This is a genomic window from Shinella zoogloeoides, from assembly GCF_030733845.1.
In the GTDB taxonomy this organism is placed as follows: Bacteria; Pseudomonadota; Alphaproteobacteria; order Rhizobiales; family Rhizobiaceae; genus Shinella; species Shinella zoogloeoides_C.
Genome location: NZ_CP132311.1, coordinates 929,781 through 949,335, shown reverse-complemented (window position 1 = coordinate 949,335; position 19,555 = coordinate 929,781). Strand labels below are relative to the sequence as shown.

Genomic DNA, 19,555 nt, shown 5'->3' with positions numbered 1-19,555 from the left:
GGCAGCGCCGCGAAACCTTGCGATCTCGCGGCGCCGTGGGCAGGGATCTGCGGAGCCGGTCAGCCCTGGTCGATCGGCAGCGCCAGGAAGCGGCTGCCATCCTTGGTTTCGACCTGGAACAGCGCCTTGGAGCGGCCATCCTTGCGGGCGCCCTCGATCACCTTCAGCACCTCGTCGGCAGACTTCACAGCCTGGTTGTTGACGGAGGTGATGCGGTCGCCTTCCCGGAGGCCGCGTTCGCTGGCGTCGGAGTCGGGATCGACGGCGGAAACCGTCAGGCCGTCATCGCCGGGGGTCACCGAGATGCCGAGATTGGCAAGCGCCTGCTCGCTGGTCTCCTGTTCCGGGACAGCTTCGTCGGGGCTCGTCGCGGCCTGGATCTGTTCGCCGGCAAGCGTGCCGATCTCAACCGAGACGTTCTGCGACTTGCCGTCACGCCAAATGGCGACATCGACCTTCTTGCCGGGTGCGATATCGGCCACGCGGCGGGCGAGGTCGCGCGGATCCTTGACCGGCTCGCCATCGAGCGCGGTGATCACGTCGCCCTTCTTGATGCCGGCCTTGGCGCCGGGCGAGTCGGCCTGCGGCGCTACGACGAGCGCACCGGCTGCATCCGCAAGGCCGAGCGAATCGGCGATGTCACGGCTTACCGGCTGGATCTGCACGCCGAGCCAGCCGCGATCGACCTTGCCGTCCTTCATCAGGTCGGCGACGACGCCCTTGGCGACGGAAGCCGGAATGGCGAAGGCGATGCCGACATTGCCGCCCGACGGCGAGAAGATCGCGGTGTTGATGCCGACGACCTGGCCGTTGAGGTTGAAGGTCGGGCCGCCCGAGTTGCCTCGGTTCACGGCGGCGTCCACCTGCAGGTAGTCGTCATAGGGGCCGGAGCCGATGTCGCGGCCGCGCGCCGAGATGATGCCGGCCGTTACCGTGCCGCCGAGGCCGAACGGATTGCCCACAGCCACGACCCAGTCGCCGACGCGAATCTGGCTGTCATCGGCGAAGTTCACATAGGTGAACTTGCGCTTGTCCTTCTCGTCGACCTTCAGCACGGCGAGGTCCGTGCGGCTGTCCTTGCCGACGAGCGAGGCGCTGAGTTCCGTGCCGTCGTTCATGACGACCGTGAAGGCCGAACCATCGTTGACGACATGGTTGTTGGTGACGATATAGCCGTCTTCGGAGATGAAGAAGCCGGAACCCTGCGCGCTCGGGCGCAGATGCGGCTTGCGGCCGGGGCCGCGGCGGTCGCCGAAGCGGCGATCCGGGCCGCGGTCGCCGTGGAACTGGTCCTGGCCGCCGAATTCACGGAAGAAGCGCTTCAGCGGATGATCCTCGGGCAGGTCGTCGAACCCGCGGCCGCCAAAGTTGAACGAGAAATTGCTCTCGTCGTTGGCCGGCTTGACGTCGGACTGGACGCGAACGGAAACGACGGCCGGCGAAACGGCCGAGACGACGTCGGCGAAGCTCGCGACCTGCGGGGCCTCGACGGTGACGGCCTCCGCGAAACTTTCGGTGACGCGCGCGGGAATGCCGGTCGCAAGCATGACGGCCGCAAGCCCGGCGACGGTGGACGTCTGCAGGACGGTCTTGAGGCCCGGACGGAATGCTGAAATCTTGGACATTCTTGCACCTTTTCTCTGCTTTCATGGCTGCGCTCGGCAGCCGATGGCCAAGAGAGATAGGCCGCTTCACATTACGGCACACTATCCGCAGCATGAATTTTTCGTAATGTTGGGAAATTCCGGGCGCACCGCCCTCAGTCGCGCTTGAGCGCGCGCTCCAGCTCGACCTTCTCCGTCTCGGAAAGCGGCGTTCCGGTCGATTTCCCGCCGCGCTTGCGCACGAAAAGGATCATCGCCGTCGCCCCTGCGAGGAAGAGCACGATCGGCGCGCCCCAAAGCAGCAGGGTTTCGCCGCGCAGGCGCGGATTGAGCAGTACGAATTCGCCGTAGCGCGAGACGACGTAGTCGATCACCGCCTCGTCGCTGTCGCCGTTCTTCAGCCGCTCGCGCACCAGGAGACGCAGGTCCCGGGCGAGCTCGGCATTGGAATCGTCGATCGACTGGTTCTGGCACACCATGCAGCGCAGCTCGGCCGAGAGCGCCCGGGCGCGCGCCTCCAAGGCCGGATCGGCGAGCACCTCGTCCGGATTGACCGCCAAGGCGGGAAAGGCGGCGGCGAGGAACGCCGCGGCCAGCAGCAGGCGGCGCATCATTCGGCCGCCCCCAGCGCGGGCTTGACCTTGCGGGCCTTCTGCGGCGCACCGACGCGCAGGCGCCGGTCGAACAGCGAGACCGTGCCGCCCGCCATCATGATCAGCGCGCCGATCCAGATGCACAGGATCATCGGCTTCCACCAGACGCGCACGACGATGCCGCCGTCGGCCATCGCATCGCCGAGCGAGACATAGAGCTGGCTGAGGCCGAAGGTGCGGATGCCGGCCTCCGTCGTCGGCATGCGGCGCGCGGTATAGAGGCGCTTGGAGGACCAGACGTCGGTGACTGTCACGCCGCCGCGCGCTACGGTGAAATGGCCGGATTCCTCGCTGTAGTTCGGCCCCTGCCCGCGGCGCATGCCGTCGAAGGTCAGCGTATAGCCGCCCGCCTCCACCTGCATGCCCGGCTTCATTTCCACGACATGTTCGGTCTCGAACGCCGTCACGGCGATCACGCCGATCACGGTCACGCCGATGCCGATATGGGCGAGCGCCGTGCCGAAGGCCGAGCCCGGCAGGCCGACGAAGCGCCGGAAGGCGACGTTGCCCTTGACCTTGCCGATGCCGGCGCGCAGCCAGAGGTCGGTGACGGCGCCGGCGATCATGTAGAAGCCGATGGCGAGGCCGAAATAGGCGAGCACCGGCCCGCCGTTCTGGATGTAGAGCACCACCGCGGCGAGCGCGAGACCGGCGGCGACCGCCGCGAAGAGGCGCTGGCCGGCCGCGAAAACATCGCCGCGCTTCCAGGCGAGCAGCGGCCCGAAGGGCACGGCCAGCAGCAGCGGCAGCATTAGCAAGCCGAAGGTGAGGTTGAAGAAGGGCGGACCGACGGAGATCTTCTCGCCCGTCAGCGCCTCCAGCACCAGCGGATAGAGCGTGCCGGTCAGGACGGTCGCCGCCGCCGTTGTCAGGATGAGGTTATTGAGGACGAGCGCGCCTTCCCGCGAGATCGGCGCGAAAAGCCCGCCGGCCTTCAGCGTCGCCGCCCGGAAGGCGAAGAGCGAGAGCGCTCCGCCGATGAAGACGATGAGGATGGCGAGGATGAAGACGCCGCGCGTCGGGTCGGTGGCGAAGGCGTGGACGGAGGTCAGCACGCCGGAACGCACGAGGAAGGTGCCGAGCAGCGACATGGAGAAGGTGAGGATCGCCAAGAGCACGGTCCAGATCTTCAGCGCCTCGCGCTTTTCCATGACGAGCGCGGAATGCAGCAGCGCCGTGCCGGCAAGCCAGGGGATGAACGAGGCGTTTTCCACCGGATCCCAGAACCACCAGCCGCCCCAGCCGAGCTCGTAATAGGCCCAGTAGGAGCCCATGGCGATGCCGGCGGTAAGGAAGCTCCATGCGGCCAGCGTCCAGGGCCGCACCCAGCGCGCCCAGGCCGCATCGATCCGCCCCTCGATCAGCGCCGCGATGGCGAAGGAGAAACAGACGGAAAAGCCGACATAGCCGAGATAGAGCAGCGGCGGATGGATCGCGAGGCCGATATCCTGCAGCACCGGATTGAGGTCCCGCCCCTCGGCCGGCGCCGGCGAAAGTCGCAGGAACGGATTGGAGGTCAACAGGATGAAGAGCGCGAAGGCGACCGAGATGAGGCCTTGCACCGCCAGCACATTGGCCCGCAGCCGCTCCGGCAGGTTGGCCCCGAAGGTCGCGACGAGCGCGCTGAAGAAGACGAGGATGAGGAGCCAGAGCAGCATGGAGCCCTCGTGGTTCCCCCAGACGCCGGAGATCTTGTAGATCATCGGCTTCAGCGAATGCGAATTCTCCCAGACATTGGCGACCGAGAAGTCGGAGACGACATAGGCGAAGGTCAGCACCGAGAAGGAGAAGAGCACCAGCAGGAAACCGGCAAGCGCCGCGGCGGGCGCCACGGCCATCAGCGAGCGGTCACCCCGGATCGTGCCGATCAGCGGCAGCACGGACTGCACGATGACCGTCGCCAGCGCCAGAACCAGGGCATAGTGTCCAAGCTCGATGATCATTTGATCGTTTCCTTGCCGGAAAGTTCGACGCCCTGCGCCTTCAGGCGGTCCGCCACGTCCTTGGGCATATAGGTCTCGTCATGTTTGGCAAGCACCGTATCGGCGACGAACAGGCCGTCCGTGCCGAAGGCGCCTTCCGCCACCACGCCCTGCCCCTCGCGGAACAGGTCCGGCAGGATGCCCGTATAGGTCACCGGCACCGTCGACAGCGTGTCCGTCACGGTGAAGGTGATGGTCGAGCCCTCGCCGCGCTTCACGGTTCCGCTTTCGACGAGGCCGCCGAGGCGGATGCGCGTGCCCGGTGCCACATTGGCCTTGGCGAGATCGCCCGGCACGTAGAAATAGGCGATCGACTGGCTGAAGGCGAACATGACCAGCAGCACCGCCGCCACGAGGAAGGCGACGCCGCCGCTTATCACTGCCAGACGTTTCTGCTTGCGTGTCATTGTCCGCTGCCCTCAGCCGAAATCGATAGGTCCCGGGCCAGTGCCAGAAGCTGTTTGCCGTTGTCGCTCTCCGCCGGGAAGGTCTTCAGCGCCGTCTGTAGCGCGGCCTCCGCCTTTGGCCTTTGATCCAGCACAACATAGGAACGGATGATGCGCATCCATCCTTCGAAATTGTCGGGATTTTCCTGAAGCTTGGCCGCAAGGCTCTCCACCATGCCCGCGATCATCTGCTGGCGGTCCCCCGTCGACATGTCCTCGGCCGCCGCCATGTCGTCCGCGGTCGGGTTACCGAGCTGGCCGGCCACCTCGCCGCCCTGCCCGCCGTCGAGCGCGGCGATATGCTGCTTGACGAGCGGCAGCCAGGGCGCATCGGCCGGCGTTTCCTTCGCCAGCGCCTCGAAGGCCGCGCGCGCCTCGGGCTTCTTGCCCTCCTGCTCCAGCGCCAGCGCCAGATAGAACTTGGCGCGCGGATTGTCCGCCTTGAGCTTCAGCGACTGTTCGAGCTGCTTGCGCGCCTCCGCCGTCACGATGCCGTTCGACAGCGCGATCAGCGTTTCGGCATGGCCGTCGAGACGTTCGGTGTTCGGGCCAAGGATGCGGATCGCCTGCGAAAAGGCGTTCGCCGCATCCTCCATCCGGCCGCTGCGGTAGTAGATCGGCGCCAGGAGGTCCCAGCCGGCGCCGTCGTCCGGATTGCGCGCCAGATGGTTTTCCGCCCGGGCGATCAGGACGTTGATGTCGTTACCGGGATTGGCGAGGCGCTCTGCGAGTGGCTGGGCCGGAAGATCCGGCCGGCCGGTCGCGACATAAAGACAGAGGCCGATGGCGGGAAGCGCGATGATGACGAAGAGCTGCGCCAGCCGGTTGCGACGCTCGGTCGGGCTTGTCCGCTCCTTCGCCTCGGCCTTGCTGGCGGCGATCAGCCGGCGCGCGACCTCGGCGCGGGCAAGCTCGGCCTCGTTCGCCCCGATAAGCCCCGTCGCCTCGTCCCGCTTCAGCTCTTCGAGCTGGTCGCGATAGACCTCGACGTCATGACTGGCGTCGGCCGCGGCCGCCACGGGGCGTCGCAGCAGGGGGAGAAGGAGAACGGCCGCAACGGCTGCCGTCAGGATGGCGACAAGAATCCAGAAAAGCATGACCGTTCAAATACTGGAACGCGCGGACGTTTCCAATTCCCCAGGGCACAATGACGCGAATTTGAGGCGTTTCGCCGCAACCGTCAAACGATCACGCCGCAAGAACCGGGTTGCGAGTACCAGCCGGACTCGGTTCAGGCCGGCAATGGGCGCGGCTGGTCCTAAGAAAGCGGCGTCCAGGCGCCATCCGCGTTGCGGCAGGCGGCGCCGCGCGTCGTGGCGTCGCGGCCCTCCACCGTCAGCGTGTGGCTGTACTGCCGGCAATTCTGCGAGCCGACCTGATAGGGCGCGGCTGCGACGACGGAGCCGGCAACGCCGCTCCCCTGCCAGACGACCGGCTGGCCGCCGGGGGCCGCCTCCAGCGCACGGTATTCGGCCTCCAGCGCGCGCTGCATGTCCGCCTTGGAAAGCTGCGCGGACGCGTTGCGGCTGACCAGACCGCCCTGCAGGGCGGTGATGTAGACGCCGGCGCCCTGCGGGCCGGTCGAGATGATACCGCCGCCCGCACCCTTGCCGCCGGCCGTGGTCGTGCATCCCGAAACTGTCACTGTTGCCAGAAGGAGTGGGAAAAAGGCGCCGCGCAAACCCGTCTTCATCCGCTGGGACCGTCTCTCTTCACGCAAAGGGCGGCAAGCCGCACCGAAATTCGTCAATCCCGCGATCCTCATTATCGCGAGCCCTCCCTTGTTGCATTGTCCGCCGTCTCAGGCAACATCCTTTGTGACGGCCGGCAGAACGAGCCGCGCCAGCAGCCCGCCGCCGGAACCTCGGGAAAGTCCGAAGGTTCCCTGATATTCGGATGCGATCTCGCTGACGATGGAAAGGCCGAGCCCGGTGCCCGGCTTGCTTTCGTCGAGCCGCTTGCCGCGCTTCATCGCCTCGCGGATCTGGTCCGGCTCGAGACCCGGCCCGTCGTCCTCCACCTCGATCACGATCCAGCCCTTGCGCGCGTCGTCATTGCCGCGCACGTCGGCCGGCGCCGCCGAGACACGCAGAAAAACCGTCGAGCGCGCATGGCGCGCGGCGTTTTCCAGAAGGTTCCCCACGGTTTCCTCGACGTCCTGCTGCTCCATGGCCAGCACGAGACCCGGCGGATCGACCTTCAGCGGAAACTGCTTGTCGGCATTGAGCCGCCGCATCACCCGCACCAGCCGCTCCAGCACCGGCTGGGCCTCGGTGCGGGCGAGCACCGATTCGCGCTGGGCCGCGATGCGCGCGCGGTTGAGATAGGATTGCACCTGGCTCTGCATGGCCTCGGCCTGCGTCTTCACGAGATCGCCCTGCGGCGCGGATATCAGGCGCGATTCGTTGAGCAGCACGGCGATCGGCGTCTTCAGCGAATGGGCGAGGTTGCCGACCTGCATGCGCGCCCGCTCGACGATGCGCCGGTTGCTGTCGATCAACGCATTCACTTCGCTTGCCAAAGGCAGGATTTCCCTCGGAAATTCGCCGTCGAGCTGTTCGCTTTCGCCGGCCCGGATCTTCTCCAGCGCCTTGCGCGCCCGGTCGAGCGGCCGAAGGCCGATGAGGATCGCCGCCGCGTTGAGCAGCAGGCTGCCGACACCGAAGCCGAGCAGTGCGAGATAGAGGCTGCCCGAGAAGTCGTCGATGTCCTTTTCCAGAACATCGCGGTTGCCGACGACGCGAAAGCGCGCCGTACGGCCCTCGTCGTCGAGCACCACTTCCGTCTCGCCCACCTCCACCTCGTTCCCGAAGGAATCGATGGTCGTGTAGAAGCGCTCGTAGCGCGTATCGAAGGGTATGCTGTCCGTATCGGGGATGGGAATGCTGCCGGTGCCGAGCGAGGATGAGGTCAGCGCCTCGCCTTCCAGCGCTCCGCCGATCGGCTCGACGATCCAGTACCAGCCCGATTGCGGCTGGAAGAAGCGCAGGTCCCCGAGCTGCGGCGTGCCGGCAAGCCGTGTGTTCTCGCCCGCCGAAACCGTGTTGATGACGTTGTAGAGCTGGGCGCGCAGGAGATCGCGAAAGCTCTTCTCCGCGCTCTGCCGGTAGAGCGTCGAGATGACGACGGCGATGACGACGAGCGCCACCGCGGCCCAGAGGGAGGCGAGGAAGAGGACGCGGAAGGTGAGCGAGCGGGAGCGCCTGGCCTTATTTTCCATTGGCCGGCGCTTGCATCCGGTAGCCGAGGCCGCGCACGGTCTCGATCAGGTCGACGCCGATCTTCTTGCGCAGCCGCCCGACGAAAACCTCGATCGTGTTGGAATCGCGGTCGAAATCCTGGTCGTACATGTGCTCGACCAGTTCGGTGCGCGAGACGACCTCGCCCATATGGTGCATGAGGTAGGAGAGCAGGCGATATTCGTGCGAGGTGAGCTTCAGCGTCTCGCCGTTGACCGTCGCCTTGGAGCCCTTGGTGTCGAGGCGCACCGGCCCGCAGACGATATCCGGGCTGGAATGGCCGGCGGCGCGGCGGATCAGCGCGCGGATGCGCGCCAGGACCTCCTCGACATGGAAGGGCTTTGCCACATAATCGTCGGCGCCGGCGTCGATGCCGGCCACCTTGTCGCTCCAGCGGTCGCGGGCGGTGAGGAGCAGGACCGGCATGCCCTTGCCGTCGGCGCGCCATTTTTCGAGAACCGTGATGCCGTCCATTTCCGGCAGGCCGATATCGAGGATAATGGCGTCATAGGGCTCGGTATCGCCGAGATAGTGGCCTTCCTCGCCGTCGAAGGCCTGGTCCACCACATAGCCCGATTCCTTCAGCGCTTCGCTGAGCTGCCGGCTCAGGTTGACATCGTCCTCGACCACCAGGATGCGCATTCGCCCTCTTCCTATCTGCTGTCTTTACCGCCGTCCGGCCGTTACATCGGCACGCGGACGGTCACCTTGCGCGGCCGCGCATTGCCATTGCCGGGCACCAGAACGGTGACGACGCAGCTGTCGCCGTCCGGTTTGGCGGAGAGGAGTTCCCCGCCGGTCTGGGCCACCACCTGCGCGGCCGCATTGCTGCAGTCGCCGGCCACCTCGACGACGTCCCGTGCGGTGCCCGTATCGACGGGTGCCGGGAGCATCAGGCTGGCCGCAAGCGCGGATATGAGAAGTGGCGAAGCCATGAACATACTTTCAGATGCGGATCATTGTGATGCAAGCAATAAACGATCCTCGCTGAATGGCAAATGAATGCCGGACGCGGTTTACATCACGCGCCGGCGCGCCGAAATCCGGCCGATCAGCGCGACGAGACCGCCCACCGCGCCCACCGCCGCAACGATGAGATCGGCAAGTTCGCCCTCCTCGCCCGTCGTCACCTCGACGCCCGCCGCGTGGGCGAGCGAGGCGGAAATCGCGATCAGCGCACCCCAGACGGTGCGGGATTTGTACCAGGCTTTCACATCGTTCATGGCACGTCCTTTCTTCAGGGAATGAGCGTCGCCTCGGCCGGCAGGCCGAGCGGCACGGCGCGGCCGAGCTGGCGCACGCGAATGGAGATGGCCGTCTGTGGCGTGCCGAAATCGGCAAGCTCCTGCGCAGCCGGATAGGCATAGGTCGGCGTCGCCGTCTCGATGCTGCGCACCACCGTCCCGCCCGAGAGGATGTCGAGGCGATAGGCCTCCACCGGTTCGTCCAGCGGGATTTCGGCGGCAAGCCAGCTATCCGAATCGATCCGCCCGCGCCGCGTCCAGGAGAACCGCACCATGCCGTCCGCGCCGCGCCGGGCGCTAAGATGTACCGGGGACAGCGGCGTCAGCGCGCGCAGGCCGCCGGCAAAGGTGAACGGGCCCGCCTGTCCTTCCGAGACGCCGACGGCGTCGACCATCCAGTTCGACGCCCGGCCGATCTCCTCGACGTCGAGGCCGAGCGGCTGGACGGCATCGTCCAGCACCACGACCTCAGCCTCGGCGGCAAGGCCGGACGCCATGGCGTCCTCCGTGCCGTGCAGCGCGCGCAGCAGTCCGGTCAATCGCCAGCGCCGCGGCGCGATCTCGCTCGCGTCCCTAAAGCCTATGATCTCCCAGTCGCCGTTGCCGGCGCGCACGGCGATGCGGTTGGCGCCGTTGAGGACGCTCACCGAATCCGCCGAAGCGAGCCCGCCGGACGGCAATTCGAGCATCACCGCGCCCACGGCATCGAACCGGCCGACAATGCCGGCCGCAAGCGGTTCGACGAGCCAGCCGATCCGCGCCGGCCGGTCGAGGCGCAAGCGGCTGCGATACCCCTCCCCGCCGTCGGAACTGGAGACGGCCATGGAGCGCCAGGGCCGCGCATAGGCCGCGATGCGGGCAAAATCCTGCGCGGCGCCGGAACCGAGCACCGGCAGGTCGAGGAAGACGATCTCCGGCGCGAAGGCATCCGACGGGCCGGGCCCGTCCACCGGCCGTCCGCCGCCGTCCGGCGCGGGCGCCGCGCTGTCGCCGGCCGCGATGCCGCGCGCCTCGACCTCGCGCACCAGTCCGTCGGTGATGCCGGTGATCAGGAAGCGACCCGCCGGACCGGCCGCCAGCCGCACGACATCGCCGGGCGTGAAGCCGAGCGCCGTCGGCGGCAGGCGGAAGGTGACTTGCCGCTGGCCGGCCCGGTGGTCGCGCAGTGCCGTCTCGACGCTCGCCGCCGCCGCGTCCGCATGCAGCACCGCCGGCAGCGACAGGCGCAGCACCCGGTCCGTGTCGCCGGCCATGCGCCGGGAGCGTGCGGTCACCCGCGCATAGCCGGCCGCCTCGTCGAAATGGTCGAGGATCGCCTCGCCCGAGAGATCGCTGATATGGCTGCGGCTCTCCTCGAACGGCGCCTCGTCCGGGCGCTCGGCCAGCACGTCGAGCTCCGCCGCCGGCAGAGCGGATTTGAGCCGCGAGCGGAACGCGAGCTTGCCGTCCACCTCCAGCGCGTCGATCTGGAAGGCCTCCATCAGCGGCTCGATCAGCCCGCGCGCCGAGGCCTGCTCGCCCTGCACGAAGCCCTGCAGGTCGCCCGTCACGCCCGACACGTCGAAATCTTCAAAGCCGTGATCGGTGAGGATGGCGGCGATGACGTCGGCGAGCGTTGCCGCGCCGAGGCGACCGTTCAGCCAGTGCCCGCGCTGCCAGTTGACGCCGTCGGCCCAGAGCGAGAGGTTTTCCGGGAAGGTCGGATAGGGCCGCGCGTCCCAGGTCCACAGGAAGATGTGGTCGGGGTCCACCATGCCCGGCTCCGGCCCGCCGCCCTGCCACCAGCCATGGTGGGCGTCGAGGAAGCGCCGCTGCATCGAATCGCTGCGCGCGCCGCCGGAGTGATAGGGCAGCGCGCTCTCCACGCTCTTGGCATCGACGAAGACATTCGGCTGGTTGGCGCCCTTGTCGATCGCCGGGCAGCCCAGTTCCGTGAACCAGATCGGCTTGGAGCGCGGCACCCAGGCGGTCGGGCTCGTCACCTCCGCGCCGCCCGGCTCCCGGTCGTAATGCGGGTTGGTCCACCAGCTTTCGAGGTCCTTGACGCGGTAGACCCAGGGTTTTCCCGCCGCGCCATCGGTGATCGGCGTGCGGTTGCGCGCCCGCCGGGCGACTTCGCCGGCATAGTACCAGTCGAAGCCCTCGCCGCCCGCGATCATGCCGCGCATGCCCGCCACGTCCTCCGCATGGCGGAAACCATCGGGATTGCCGGCCAGCGTGTCGCCGTCCTGCCAGTCGGAAAGCGGCATGTAGTTGTCGATGCCGACCGCGTCGATGGCGGGATGGGCCCAGAGCGCATCGAGGTGGAAGCGCACCTCGCGGTTTCCGCCCGGCGGATGGTAGCCGAAATACTCGCTCCAATCCGCCGCATAGGTGATCTTCGTGCCGGCGCGCAGCACCCAGCGCACGTCGCCGGCAAGGTCGCACAGGCCATTGACGAAGGGGAATTGCCCCTCGCCGTCGCGCAGTTGCGTAAGCCCGCGCATTTCCGAGCCGATCAGGAAGCCGTCGACGCCGCCCGCCACCTCCGCCAGAAGCGCGTAGTGCAGCACCATCCGGCGAAAACCCTCGTCGCCGGAGGGCGCCACGACGCTTTCGCCCGAAATGGAGAAATGCCCCGCATGGACGCCGCCCAGGAACGCCTGGACCTGATCGCGCGCAGCGCCCGTTCCGTCCGCCGAGGGCGGGTGGCAGGTGATACGTCCGCGCCAGGGATAGGGCGCCTGCTGCGCGCCGCCATAGGGATCGGGCAAGGTGTTGCCGTCTGGCACGTCCATCATCACGAAAGGATAGAGATAGACTTCAAGGCCCCGCGCCTTCAGGTCACGGATCGCCGCGATCACGCTGGCGTCGGAGGGCGTGCCGCCATAGGCCGGCGCGCCGCCGTTCCGGCTCACCAGATAGGCGCTGCCGCGCCCGATGCCGGAAACACGCCACGGCCACGTCTCGTTCGAGCGCGCATAGGTCTCCACGCCCGGCACGATCCGGCAATGCCCGGCGCGCAGGTCCGTGCCGAACCAGGCGACCACGAGGGCGACGCGCTTGAGGTTCGGGCACGCGCCCTGCAATTCGGAGAGCGAGGCGAGCCAGTCGGTCGAGGACTGCACCATGTTGCGGTTGAGGTGGCGCGCCGAACCGCCGCCCGGCCGCTCGGTGACGAGCCGCGGATCGTAGCCGTGCTCGGTCGAGCCGGGAATGATGGTCACCGCCCGGATCTTCTCTTCCAGCGCGCCGATCGGCCGCACGACCTCGAACTGGAGGACGGGGATGCGGTTGCCGTAGGCGTCGAGGGGGAAGCGCTCGAGCACGACATAGGAAAGCCCGCGATAGGCCGGCGTGTTGCCTGCCCCCTGCTTCGCCTCGATCAGCGGGTCGGGCGGCTGCGCGCGATCGCCGGTATAGACGCGGACATGCAGCGACGAGAGGTCGACCTCGCGCCCATCCGCCCAGATGCGGCGGACGCCGGCCACCCGCCCCTCGCAAAGCCCGAGCGCGATGTTGGCGCAGTAGCGGTAGCTCTCGGACCGCGGCCCGCTCGCCTTGCCGCCGCCGCGCTCGACGATCACCCGCTCCTCGAAGCGCGTCGCCCAGATCAGCGTTCCGCCGATGCGCGCCGTGCCGTAGACGCGGCTGATCGCCGTGCCCTCGTCGGCGCCGGGCAGGCGCGCGTCGCCCAGCCGCGGGCCGGTGATCGTCTTCGTGCCACTGACAAGCGAGCGGTCGAGGGCCGAGCCGGCGAGCGCGCCGACCGCCCGCCCGAGGATGGCGCCGAACGGACCGAACACGCTGCCGAGCGCCGCGCCGGCGGCCTGGAAGAGAAGTGTCGCCATGGATCAGCAATGCTCCGGAAAACGGAAGACGCCGGCGATGCGCCGGCGCCAGCAGGCAATAAGCGGCGATTCGATCACCGCCGCCTGCTCGTAGGCATGGATGAAGCGGTCGTCCGGCGCGGCGATGCCGGCATGCTTGGCCGCAACACCGTCCCGCCAGCGGAAGACGAGGAGATCGCCCGGCCGCAATGCGGCGAGCGGCAGGGCCGGCCCGCAATGGCGCATCGCCGCGTCGAGCAGCCGTTCCTCGCCGGTGCGCTCCGCCCAATCCGGCGCGTAGGGCGCCGGCGTCTCGGGCTCGACGCCGTAAAGCTCCCGCCAGACGCCGCGCACGAGGCCCAGGCAATCGCAGCCGACGCCCTTCAGCGAGCCCTGGTGGCGGTAGGGTGTGCCGATGAAGCCGCGCGCGACGGCAACGACCTGTTCGCCGAAACGCTCACTCATAGAGCGCGCTCCCGTCGTGCACGGTCCCGCCATCGGCATAACCGTAGCTGAAGTCGCTGCCGGGCATGTGCGGAAACCCCTGGAAATTCAGTCCGTTGCCGAACTTCGCCTTACAGGTGGAAAAGCGCTTGTCGCAGCCCGCCGTCACCTCCAGCGTATCGCCCGCGGCAATCCCGGCGGCCACCGGCAGCCAGAAGGTCAGCTCGGCCTCGCCGCCGGCCGTGCGGTGATCCTCGATGTCGGCCGAAAGCCCGGCCGCCGCTCCGCTCGTGAAGGTGAGCACGCCATGGCGGAAGAAGCGCTCGGCAAAGCCGGAAAGGCCGGTCACGCGCGCATGCATGTCATCAGGCGCCGCGCTCACCGTGGCGGTCCCGCGATAGGCGGGCACGGCGACGTTCAGTCCGCAGCGGGCATCGCCCAGCGTCGCGTCGCACTGGCGGCCGTAGATGCGCCCGCGCACCTGGTCCAGCCTGTGCGTCAGGCGCCGCAGCTCCACGCGGAAAAGCCCGCCCTCGCGCCGCACCTCGCCAAGCTCGGCGGTCCGCAGCAGCAGGCGTTGCGCCGGGTCCTGCCAGTTGACCGTATAGACCTCGACCTTCGCCCCGTCGTAGCGGCCGGCGGAAAGGTCCTCGGCGCGGATGGCGTCGGCCGAAAAGCCGCCCGAGACATCCCCGCCCTCGGCGGAAAGCCCGTTGCCGTCCTCGGCCTCGCTCGCCGCAAAGCCGGAGGCGGCGAGATAGGTGAGCCCGCCGAAGGAAAGGTCGTGGTCGTGGTCGGTGAACCCCATCACCGTGCCGTCCCGACGCGTCACGCGCCAGGCGCTGCACAAGGTCGTCACCTCGCCGTCGAAATGGGCCTGGAGCCCGTCCGGAATGCTTCTCATGGCTTGATCTCCACAAGCGGAATGGAGGGAATGCGGCCGGCGTCGAACTGCGCGAGATCGATATCGATGCGGTCCGCATCGAAGCGCACCGGCACGTCGAACTCGAATCCCGCCCGCACCGCGCCGGACGCCGGCACCTTGCCCGGCTTGAAGGTCACGGTCCCCGTCGCGCCGTTCACCGTGTAGTCGGCCGCCGGCACGAGGCTGCCCGCGACGGAGACGACGACCGTTTCCGCGACGGGCTTGTCGATCCGGCGCACCGCCTCGCCGCCGGCATCCGCATAGCGCTTGACGAGCGCGAAGGTCGCGGTGACGCCGTCCGCCGCCCCGAGGAACTGGTCCCCGGCACTGACGTTTGCGGCCGGCGCACAGGACTTGTGGTCCACCGGATCGCGGAAGCGGAAGCCATGGAACTGCCCCGCCCGCGCCTCGAAGAAGGCAAGGACGGCGTAGAGGTCGTCGAGCGAGCGCACGCCCGAACCCGCGTCGTAGCGCCGGCGCGCATCCTGCCAGCGGCGATTGCGGTTCTCCCGCCCGTTGGAAAGGCTGACAATATCCGTACGCCGCACCGGCCCGCCGCTGGTGCCGAGCGCCACCCGCAGCGGAAACCGGACCTCATGAAATCCTGCCATGTCGATGTCTCCGAAAAATGCCGCAGCGCCGCCCCCATCGGTGTTCGACGTTGCCGTTCTCCCTTCTCCCCAGCGGGGAGAAGGTGGCCCGAAGGGGCGGATGAGGGGGTGGTGCTGGTGAATGCGTTGGCTTTTCCGGCCGCGGCATCCCCCCTTGCATGTTCATTTTGCATTGATTGCTTGATGATCGATGCGCACTCCGGCGGATGGCCATCCGCCGGAGTGCGGACGGTCGGGACCGCGACCCCCTTGGCTTGAACCGGGGATGAGCTTGGTCCGGCCGTCCTTCGCGTTTGTCCTGAACAGATGATGGGGAGCAAGTCCCGCATGCAAGGCAAGGTATCGTCAAAACCAAACGCGGCACCAGTTTATGTCGGTGTCGATGTCTGTAAAGAGTGGCTCGACATTCATTTGCATCCGCTGGGCCGCGACCTCAGGCTCGCCAATGGCAAGGCCGGGCTGCAAGCGCTGAAGCGGCTACTGCGCGGGCTGCAGCCGGCCTCTACCGTGATGGAGGCGACGGGCAAGTTTCACCGACTGGCCCATCGCAGTCTGCATGAGAGCGGCTTTCCGGTCGCTATCGTCGATCCGTATCGCGCCCGCATGTTCGCCAGAGCCTGCGGCCACTTGGCCAAGACCGATCGGCTGGATGCCCGCTTTCTCGCCATTCTCTCGCAAATGCAGCAGCCAGCGCCCACCGCGCCTCCCGACAAGCTTCTGGAAACACTTGGCGAACTGATCAATGCGCGCTGCGCGGCCGCAGCCGATCTGGCGGCGCACAAGAACCGCCTGAAAGCGACGGATAGTGCTTTCCTGCGCCAGCAGCTCGGCAAGCTGGTCATAGCCTTGCAGCGGCATATCGAAAGCTTGGACAAGGAGATCGCCCAGCGCATCGCCGAGGATCCCGAGCTTTGCCGCAGGGTGGAAATCCTGACCTCCGTTCCCGGCGTCGGCGCCGTCACGGCTCATTGCCTGGTCATCGGCCTGAGCGAGTTGGGGCACTGCAATGCCAAGCAGGCGGCCATGCTGGCCGGCTTGGCGCCGATCGCCAACGACAGTGGCGCGCGCCAGGGGCAGCGCTCGATCAGTGGCGGCCGCAAGACGCCGCGCAACGCCCTCTACATGGCGGCGCTGTCGGCCTGCCGCTACAATCCGGATATGAAAACCTTCGCCACACGGCTGAAGGACAACGGAAAGCAGGCCAAGGTCGTTCTCACCGCCGTCATGCGAAAACTCGTCGTCCTCGCCAACACGCTTCTTACCCAAAATCGATGCTGGACGCCAAATCCACCTTGACCTTCAACACAGATGCTCATCCGCCTGCCGGCACCTTCTCCCCGCTGGGGAGAAGGTGAAGAGGCAACGGTTTCACTCCATACGCAATTGCCCTGGCGCCTGCGGGCAGAAGGGGTAGCCGGATGAGGGGCCACCCACGCCTCGGCGCTCACAAACTCCGCTGCCCCCGCCCCACCGCGCGGGTCAGCATGGCCGCGATCTGGCCCTCGGACTTGCGGAAGCTTGCCGCATCCGGCGTCGTCACGTTGAAGACGATGCGCGCGCCGCCGCTGCCGCCGCCGGCGGTGACGCCCAGCGCCCCGTCGGGGCCGCGCCTGAGCGGCAGGATCGCCTCCGCTCCCGCCTCGCCCATCAGGCCGAGATCGCCGCCCATGCCGAAATAGGTGGGCGCGGCCACGACGCCGCCTTTCGCGAAGGGAATGACGCCTCCCTTCGCAAAGGCCGTCACGCCGCCCTGCGTCGCGGCGGCGGCCCCGCCCAGGAGCGTGGAAATGCCCGAGCTCAGCAGTCCCTCGAGCGGCTTCAGCCCGACCGAAAGCGCGATGTCGCTCATGCGCAGCGCAAGTCCGCGCAGCACGCTTTCCAGCCCTTTGCCATCCACCACCGCGCCCTTCAGCGCACTGGTCAGTGCCGAGCCGAAGGAGCGCGAGCGCGCCTCCAGGCCCTCGAAGATGGCCGAAAGCTGCTCGGCATCGTCGAGCGCGCCGGCCAGCGGATAGGCTGGATCATTCCAGTCCGGCATGGTCGTCTCCTTGTTTGTCGGGATAGGCCTCGATCAGCGCCGCGAGCGCCGCCCGCCCCGGCGCGGCCGGCGAAGGCCGCGTCAGCCCGAGCGCGAAGCCGAGCTCACGCGGCGTCATCGCCCAGAAATCCCTTGCGGGCAGCCGCATCCGGCAGAGCCCGGCATGAAGCGCCGCCTTCCAGGGAAAGGCGGCGCTCCCGCCGCTCGGGCCGGATGCGGCTACCGAGGGTTTCGCGCCTCCTCGCCGGTCCCGAAGGTCGCCTGCAGCAGGTCGGCGGCGATGCGCGCGAAGCCCGCCAGCCCGTCGGCCACCGGCATGGCCGCCACCTCCTCATCGCCGAAGAGGTTGCCGCCGCCGCGCAGGCCCGCGCCGATGATGCGGATGAGGTCGTCGGCCTTCAGTCGGCCGGTGGAAAAGCGCTCGGCCAGCCCCTCCAGGCTGTCGACGGCAAAGGCCGTCTCCAGCTCGGCGAGCGCCCCGAGCGTCAGGCACAGCACGCGCCGCTCGCCGCCGAAGTCGGCTTCGATCTCGCCGCGATGCCGGTTCGCCCGCGCGCCCATCAGGGTGCACCGAAGGTGAGCGATCCGGCCGATTCCAGCGCGATCTCGAACAGCACCTCGCCGTCATGGGCGCCGGAATATTCGAGCGCCGCGATCTGGAACGCCCCGGCGATCGTGCCGAAATCCGGGATCACGATCTGCCAGTTGGCGATCGTGCCGGCAAAGAACTGCGTGCGCACCAGCGCGTCGGACGCCTGGTCCTTGAAGATGCCGCTGCCGGAGACCGCCGCGCGCTGCACGCCCGCCCCGCCCAGCAGCTCGCGCCAGCGCCCCGCCGATTCGGCATCCGTCACGTCGACGAGCGCGGCATTGAACGCCAGTTTTTTCGAGCGCAGCCCCGCGACCGTCACGAAGCCCGATCCGTTGTCGATCTTGAGCAGGAGGTCCCGCCCCTTCTGTGCTACCATGGCAAGGTTCCTTTCCGTTAAATCGGGTTACTCGTTCGGTTCCGTCACCGCCCGGAACCGCATTTCGGCGCGGTGGAAGCGGGATTTGCCGTCGCGCTTCAGCCGCGTGTCGCGATGGAGGAGCAGCACCAGATGATGGCCGGCCAGCGCCAGCGGCGCATCGTGCAGCGCCGCGCGCACCGCGGCGGCGATCGCCTGCGCCTGCCGGTGCCCGGCCGCCTCGGACCAGGCCTCCAGCGTCACCATGTGCGCCTCGCCCGCCTCGGTGGCGGTCGAATGGTCGGTGCTGTCGATGCCGGCGATCACCACCAGCGGCGAGGCCGGCTCGGCGAGCCGGCGGTCCGTGATGCCGTTCGCGCCGACAAGCGCGGTCAGCGCCGCGTCGCCGGAAAGCCGGGCGAAGATCGCCTTCTGCAGGGCGGATGCCGCGCTCATGGCCGGGTCTCCTCGCAGTCGCAGAGCATGTAGCGCCCCGTCTCGTCGGGATCGCGGAAGGCGTGGATGACGAACAGCCGCGCGCCCTTGCGCAGCCGCATGCCGCCGGCAAGGTCGCCCCGCCGGCGCAGCCAGATGCGGTGCGTCACCGCGATCCGCTGCGCTCCCGCCGCCTCCTCCGCCCGGGCGGCAACGGGCTCGATGCGCGCCCAGAGCGTCGCAAGCGCGGCAAAGCCCACCGTCGCGCCGCCCTGTCCGTCCGGCGTTTCCACCGGCCGCTCCAGCATCAGGCGCACGTTGAGCGATCCGGGATCGAGGAGCCTGGCCATCACAGCCTCCTGAGGCGATAGGGCGCGACCAGCCGGTTGTAGCCCGCGGGCACCGCCCCCGGCTGGTCGTCGGGGGCGATCACGCCGCGCAGCTCGAACATCGCCGCGACGTGCAGCAGCAGCGCCCGCTTCAGCGTGTCCGGTACGTCCGCGCCGCTTTCGCCGAAGCCGGCCGTGAAATCGATCTCGATGCCGTTGACCGCGCGTTCCGTCGCCGGGCGCTCGGGCAGCACCAACCGCGCCGGCCTTGCCGCGCCGTCGAGCACATAGCCCGCCGTGTCGGCCTCCGCCGGTGCGCCGGCGGCATCGTAAACCGTCACCAGTTCAATGGTTTGCACCGGCCCCTTGGCAATCTGAATCACCCTGCCTTCGGGCCAGCCGTCGAGATAGAGGCGCAGCAGCCGCGTGATGAGGCAGAGCCCCGTCTCGGCTTCCAGATGGAGGCGCGCCGTGCGGATGAGCGCCGTCAGCAGCCCGTCCTCGTCGTTCGTGTCGAGGCGCAGATGCGCCTTCGCCTCGGCGAGCGTGATCGGCTCGCCGGCCGGCGGCAGGAGTTCGGCGATGGTCATGATCGTCCTGTCCAGAAAGAAGAGGGATGCGGGCGCGGCCGGGAGGAAAACCGCGCCCGCGGCACCGGCGTCAGGGGACGACCGCCGGTGGCAGGGAAAAGAAACGGAAGAAAGTCCCCCTCTGCCTGCCTGCATCTCCCCCACAAGGGGGGAGATGCAGGAGGCTTGCCCGCCGTTCAAAGATCGAACGCCAGGAAGGAGGCACGGTAAGCCCCTCCCCCTTGTGGGGAGGGGTTGGGGAGGGGTCTTCCCGCCCGCT

General features: G+C 68.3%; 22 protein-coding genes. 1 reads left to right on the top strand and 21 read right to left on the bottom strand.

Annotation, left to right across the window (positions count from 1 at the left end; genetic code table 11):
• Positions 1-59: 59 nt before the first annotated feature.
• From Q9316_RS05660 to Q9316_RS05595, 14 genes are all read right to left on the bottom strand, one after another.
• Positions 60-1,625 (bottom strand): Do family serine endopeptidase, encoded by a 1,566-nt coding sequence (locus Q9316_RS05660; protein ID WP_306034254.1) that lies wholly within the window; start codon positions 1,623-1,625, stop codon positions 60-62.
• 134 nt (positions 1,626-1,759) lie between these two features.
• The gene (locus tag Q9316_RS05655) at positions 1,760-2,218 is read right to left on the bottom strand and encodes a cytochrome c-type biogenesis protein (protein WP_306034253.1); all 459 of its coding nucleotides are present in this window, start codon (positions 2,216-2,218) and stop codon (positions 1,760-1,762) included.
• A complete protein-coding gene (locus Q9316_RS05650; RefSeq protein ID WP_306034252.1) occupies positions 2,215-4,200 on the bottom strand; it encodes a heme lyase CcmF/NrfE family subunit in 1,986 nt (661 codons plus the stop codon). The genes Q9316_RS05655 and Q9316_RS05650 overlap by 4 nt, the downstream gene beginning before the upstream one ends.
• Complete coding sequence (ccmE, locus tag Q9316_RS05645) at positions 4,197-4,646, bottom strand: cytochrome c maturation protein CcmE (protein ID WP_306034251.1); 450 nt, start codon at positions 4,644-4,646, stop codon at positions 4,197-4,199. The genes Q9316_RS05650 and ccmE overlap by 4 nt, the downstream gene beginning before the upstream one ends.
• Positions 4,643-5,782 (bottom strand): c-type cytochrome biogenesis protein CcmI, encoded by a 1,140-nt coding sequence (gene ccmI / locus Q9316_RS05640; RefSeq protein ID WP_306034250.1) that lies wholly within the window; start codon positions 5,780-5,782, stop codon positions 4,643-4,645. Before ccmI ends, ccmE begins: the two co-directional genes overlap by 4 nt.
• 161 nt (positions 5,783-5,943) lie before the next feature.
• Complete coding sequence (locus Q9316_RS05635) at positions 5,944-6,378, bottom strand: hypothetical protein (RefSeq protein ID WP_306034249.1); 435 nt, start codon at positions 6,376-6,378, stop codon at positions 5,944-5,946.
• A 108-nt stretch (positions 6,379-6,486) separates the two neighbouring features.
• Entirely contained in the window at positions 6,487-7,905 is a 1,419-nt protein-coding gene (locus Q9316_RS05630) for an ATP-binding protein (RefSeq protein WP_306034248.1), read from the bottom strand.
• Positions 7,895-8,566 carry a response regulator transcription factor gene (locus Q9316_RS05625; RefSeq protein WP_306034247.1) on the bottom strand — a complete coding sequence of 224 codons (672 nt, stop codon included), beginning with the start codon at positions 8,564-8,566 and terminating at the stop codon, positions 7,895-7,897. The genes Q9316_RS05630 and Q9316_RS05625 overlap by 11 nt, the downstream gene beginning before the upstream one ends.
• A 41-nt stretch (positions 8,567-8,607) precedes the next feature.
• Complete coding sequence (locus Q9316_RS05620; RefSeq protein ID WP_306034246.1) at positions 8,608-8,859, bottom strand: hypothetical protein; 252 nt, start codon at positions 8,857-8,859, stop codon at positions 8,608-8,610.
• A gap of 81 nt (positions 8,860-8,940) precedes the next feature.
• The gene (locus Q9316_RS05615) at positions 8,941-9,147 is read right to left on the bottom strand and encodes a hypothetical protein (RefSeq protein WP_306034245.1); all 207 of its coding nucleotides are present in this window, start codon (positions 9,145-9,147) and stop codon (positions 8,941-8,943) included.
• Positions 9,148-9,161: 14 nt separating this feature from the next.
• Positions 9,162-12,998, bottom strand: coding sequence for a baseplate multidomain protein megatron (locus Q9316_RS05610; RefSeq protein WP_306034244.1), 3,837 nt, complete (start codon positions 12,996-12,998; stop codon positions 9,162-9,164).
• A gap of 3 nt (positions 12,999-13,001) precedes the next feature.
• On the bottom strand, positions 13,002-13,442 hold the full coding sequence (locus Q9316_RS05605) for an NlpC/P60 family protein (RefSeq protein WP_306034243.1): 441 nt from the start codon (positions 13,440-13,442) through the stop codon (positions 13,002-13,004).
• A complete protein-coding gene (locus Q9316_RS05600; protein WP_306034242.1) occupies positions 13,435-14,325 on the bottom strand; it encodes a DUF2163 domain-containing protein in 891 nt (296 codons plus the stop codon). The genes Q9316_RS05605 and Q9316_RS05600 overlap by 8 nt, the downstream gene beginning before the upstream one ends.
• Positions 14,322-14,957 (bottom strand): DUF2460 domain-containing protein, encoded by a 636-nt coding sequence (locus Q9316_RS05595; protein ID WP_306034241.1) that lies wholly within the window; start codon positions 14,955-14,957, stop codon positions 14,322-14,324. Before Q9316_RS05595 ends, Q9316_RS05600 begins: the two co-directional genes overlap by 4 nt.
• 327 nt (positions 14,958-15,284) lie before the next feature.
• Between Q9316_RS05595 and Q9316_RS05590 the strand changes: the two genes are divergently transcribed.
• On the top strand, positions 15,285-16,253 hold the full coding sequence (locus Q9316_RS05590; RefSeq protein ID WP_306034240.1) for an IS110 family transposase: 969 nt from the start codon (positions 15,285-15,287) through the stop codon (positions 16,251-16,253).
• Between the two features lie 148 nt (positions 16,254-16,401).
• Here the strand turns inward: Q9316_RS05590 and Q9316_RS05585 are convergent, their stop codons facing one another.
• From Q9316_RS05585 to Q9316_RS05555, 7 genes are all read right to left on the bottom strand, one after another.
• Positions 16,402-16,995 carry a phage tail tape measure protein gene (locus tag Q9316_RS05585; RefSeq protein ID WP_306034239.1) on the bottom strand — a complete coding sequence of 198 codons (594 nt, stop codon included), beginning with the start codon at positions 16,993-16,995 and terminating at the stop codon, positions 16,402-16,404.
• A complete protein-coding gene (locus tag Q9316_RS05580; protein WP_371877962.1) occupies positions 16,979-17,143 on the bottom strand; it encodes a phage tail assembly chaperone in 165 nt (54 codons plus the stop codon). Before Q9316_RS05580 ends, Q9316_RS05585 begins: the two co-directional genes overlap by 17 nt.
• Positions 17,144-17,214: 71 nt before the next feature.
• Positions 17,215-17,556, bottom strand: a complete 342-nt coding sequence (locus Q9316_RS05575) for a gene transfer agent family protein (protein ID WP_306034238.1) — start codon at positions 17,554-17,556, stop codon at positions 17,215-17,217.
• Positions 17,556-17,963 (bottom strand): phage major tail protein, TP901-1 family, encoded by a 408-nt coding sequence (locus tag Q9316_RS05570; RefSeq protein WP_306034237.1) that lies wholly within the window; start codon positions 17,961-17,963, stop codon positions 17,556-17,558. Before Q9316_RS05570 ends, Q9316_RS05575 begins: the two co-directional genes overlap by 1 nt.
• Before the next feature lie 27 nt (positions 17,964-17,990).
• Positions 17,991-18,398: a DUF3168 domain-containing protein gene (locus Q9316_RS05565; protein ID WP_306034236.1), complete on the bottom strand. Its 408-nt coding sequence runs from the start codon at positions 18,396-18,398 to the stop codon at positions 17,991-17,993.
• A complete protein-coding gene (locus Q9316_RS05560) occupies positions 18,395-18,727 on the bottom strand; it encodes a phage head closure protein (RefSeq protein WP_306034235.1) in 333 nt (110 codons plus the stop codon). Before Q9316_RS05560 ends, Q9316_RS05565 begins: the two co-directional genes overlap by 4 nt.
• A complete protein-coding gene (locus Q9316_RS05555) occupies positions 18,727-19,296 on the bottom strand; it encodes a head-tail connector protein (RefSeq protein ID WP_306034234.1) in 570 nt (189 codons plus the stop codon). The genes Q9316_RS05560 and Q9316_RS05555 overlap by 1 nt, the downstream gene beginning before the upstream one ends.
• Between the last annotated feature and the right edge of the window lie 259 nt (positions 19,297-19,555).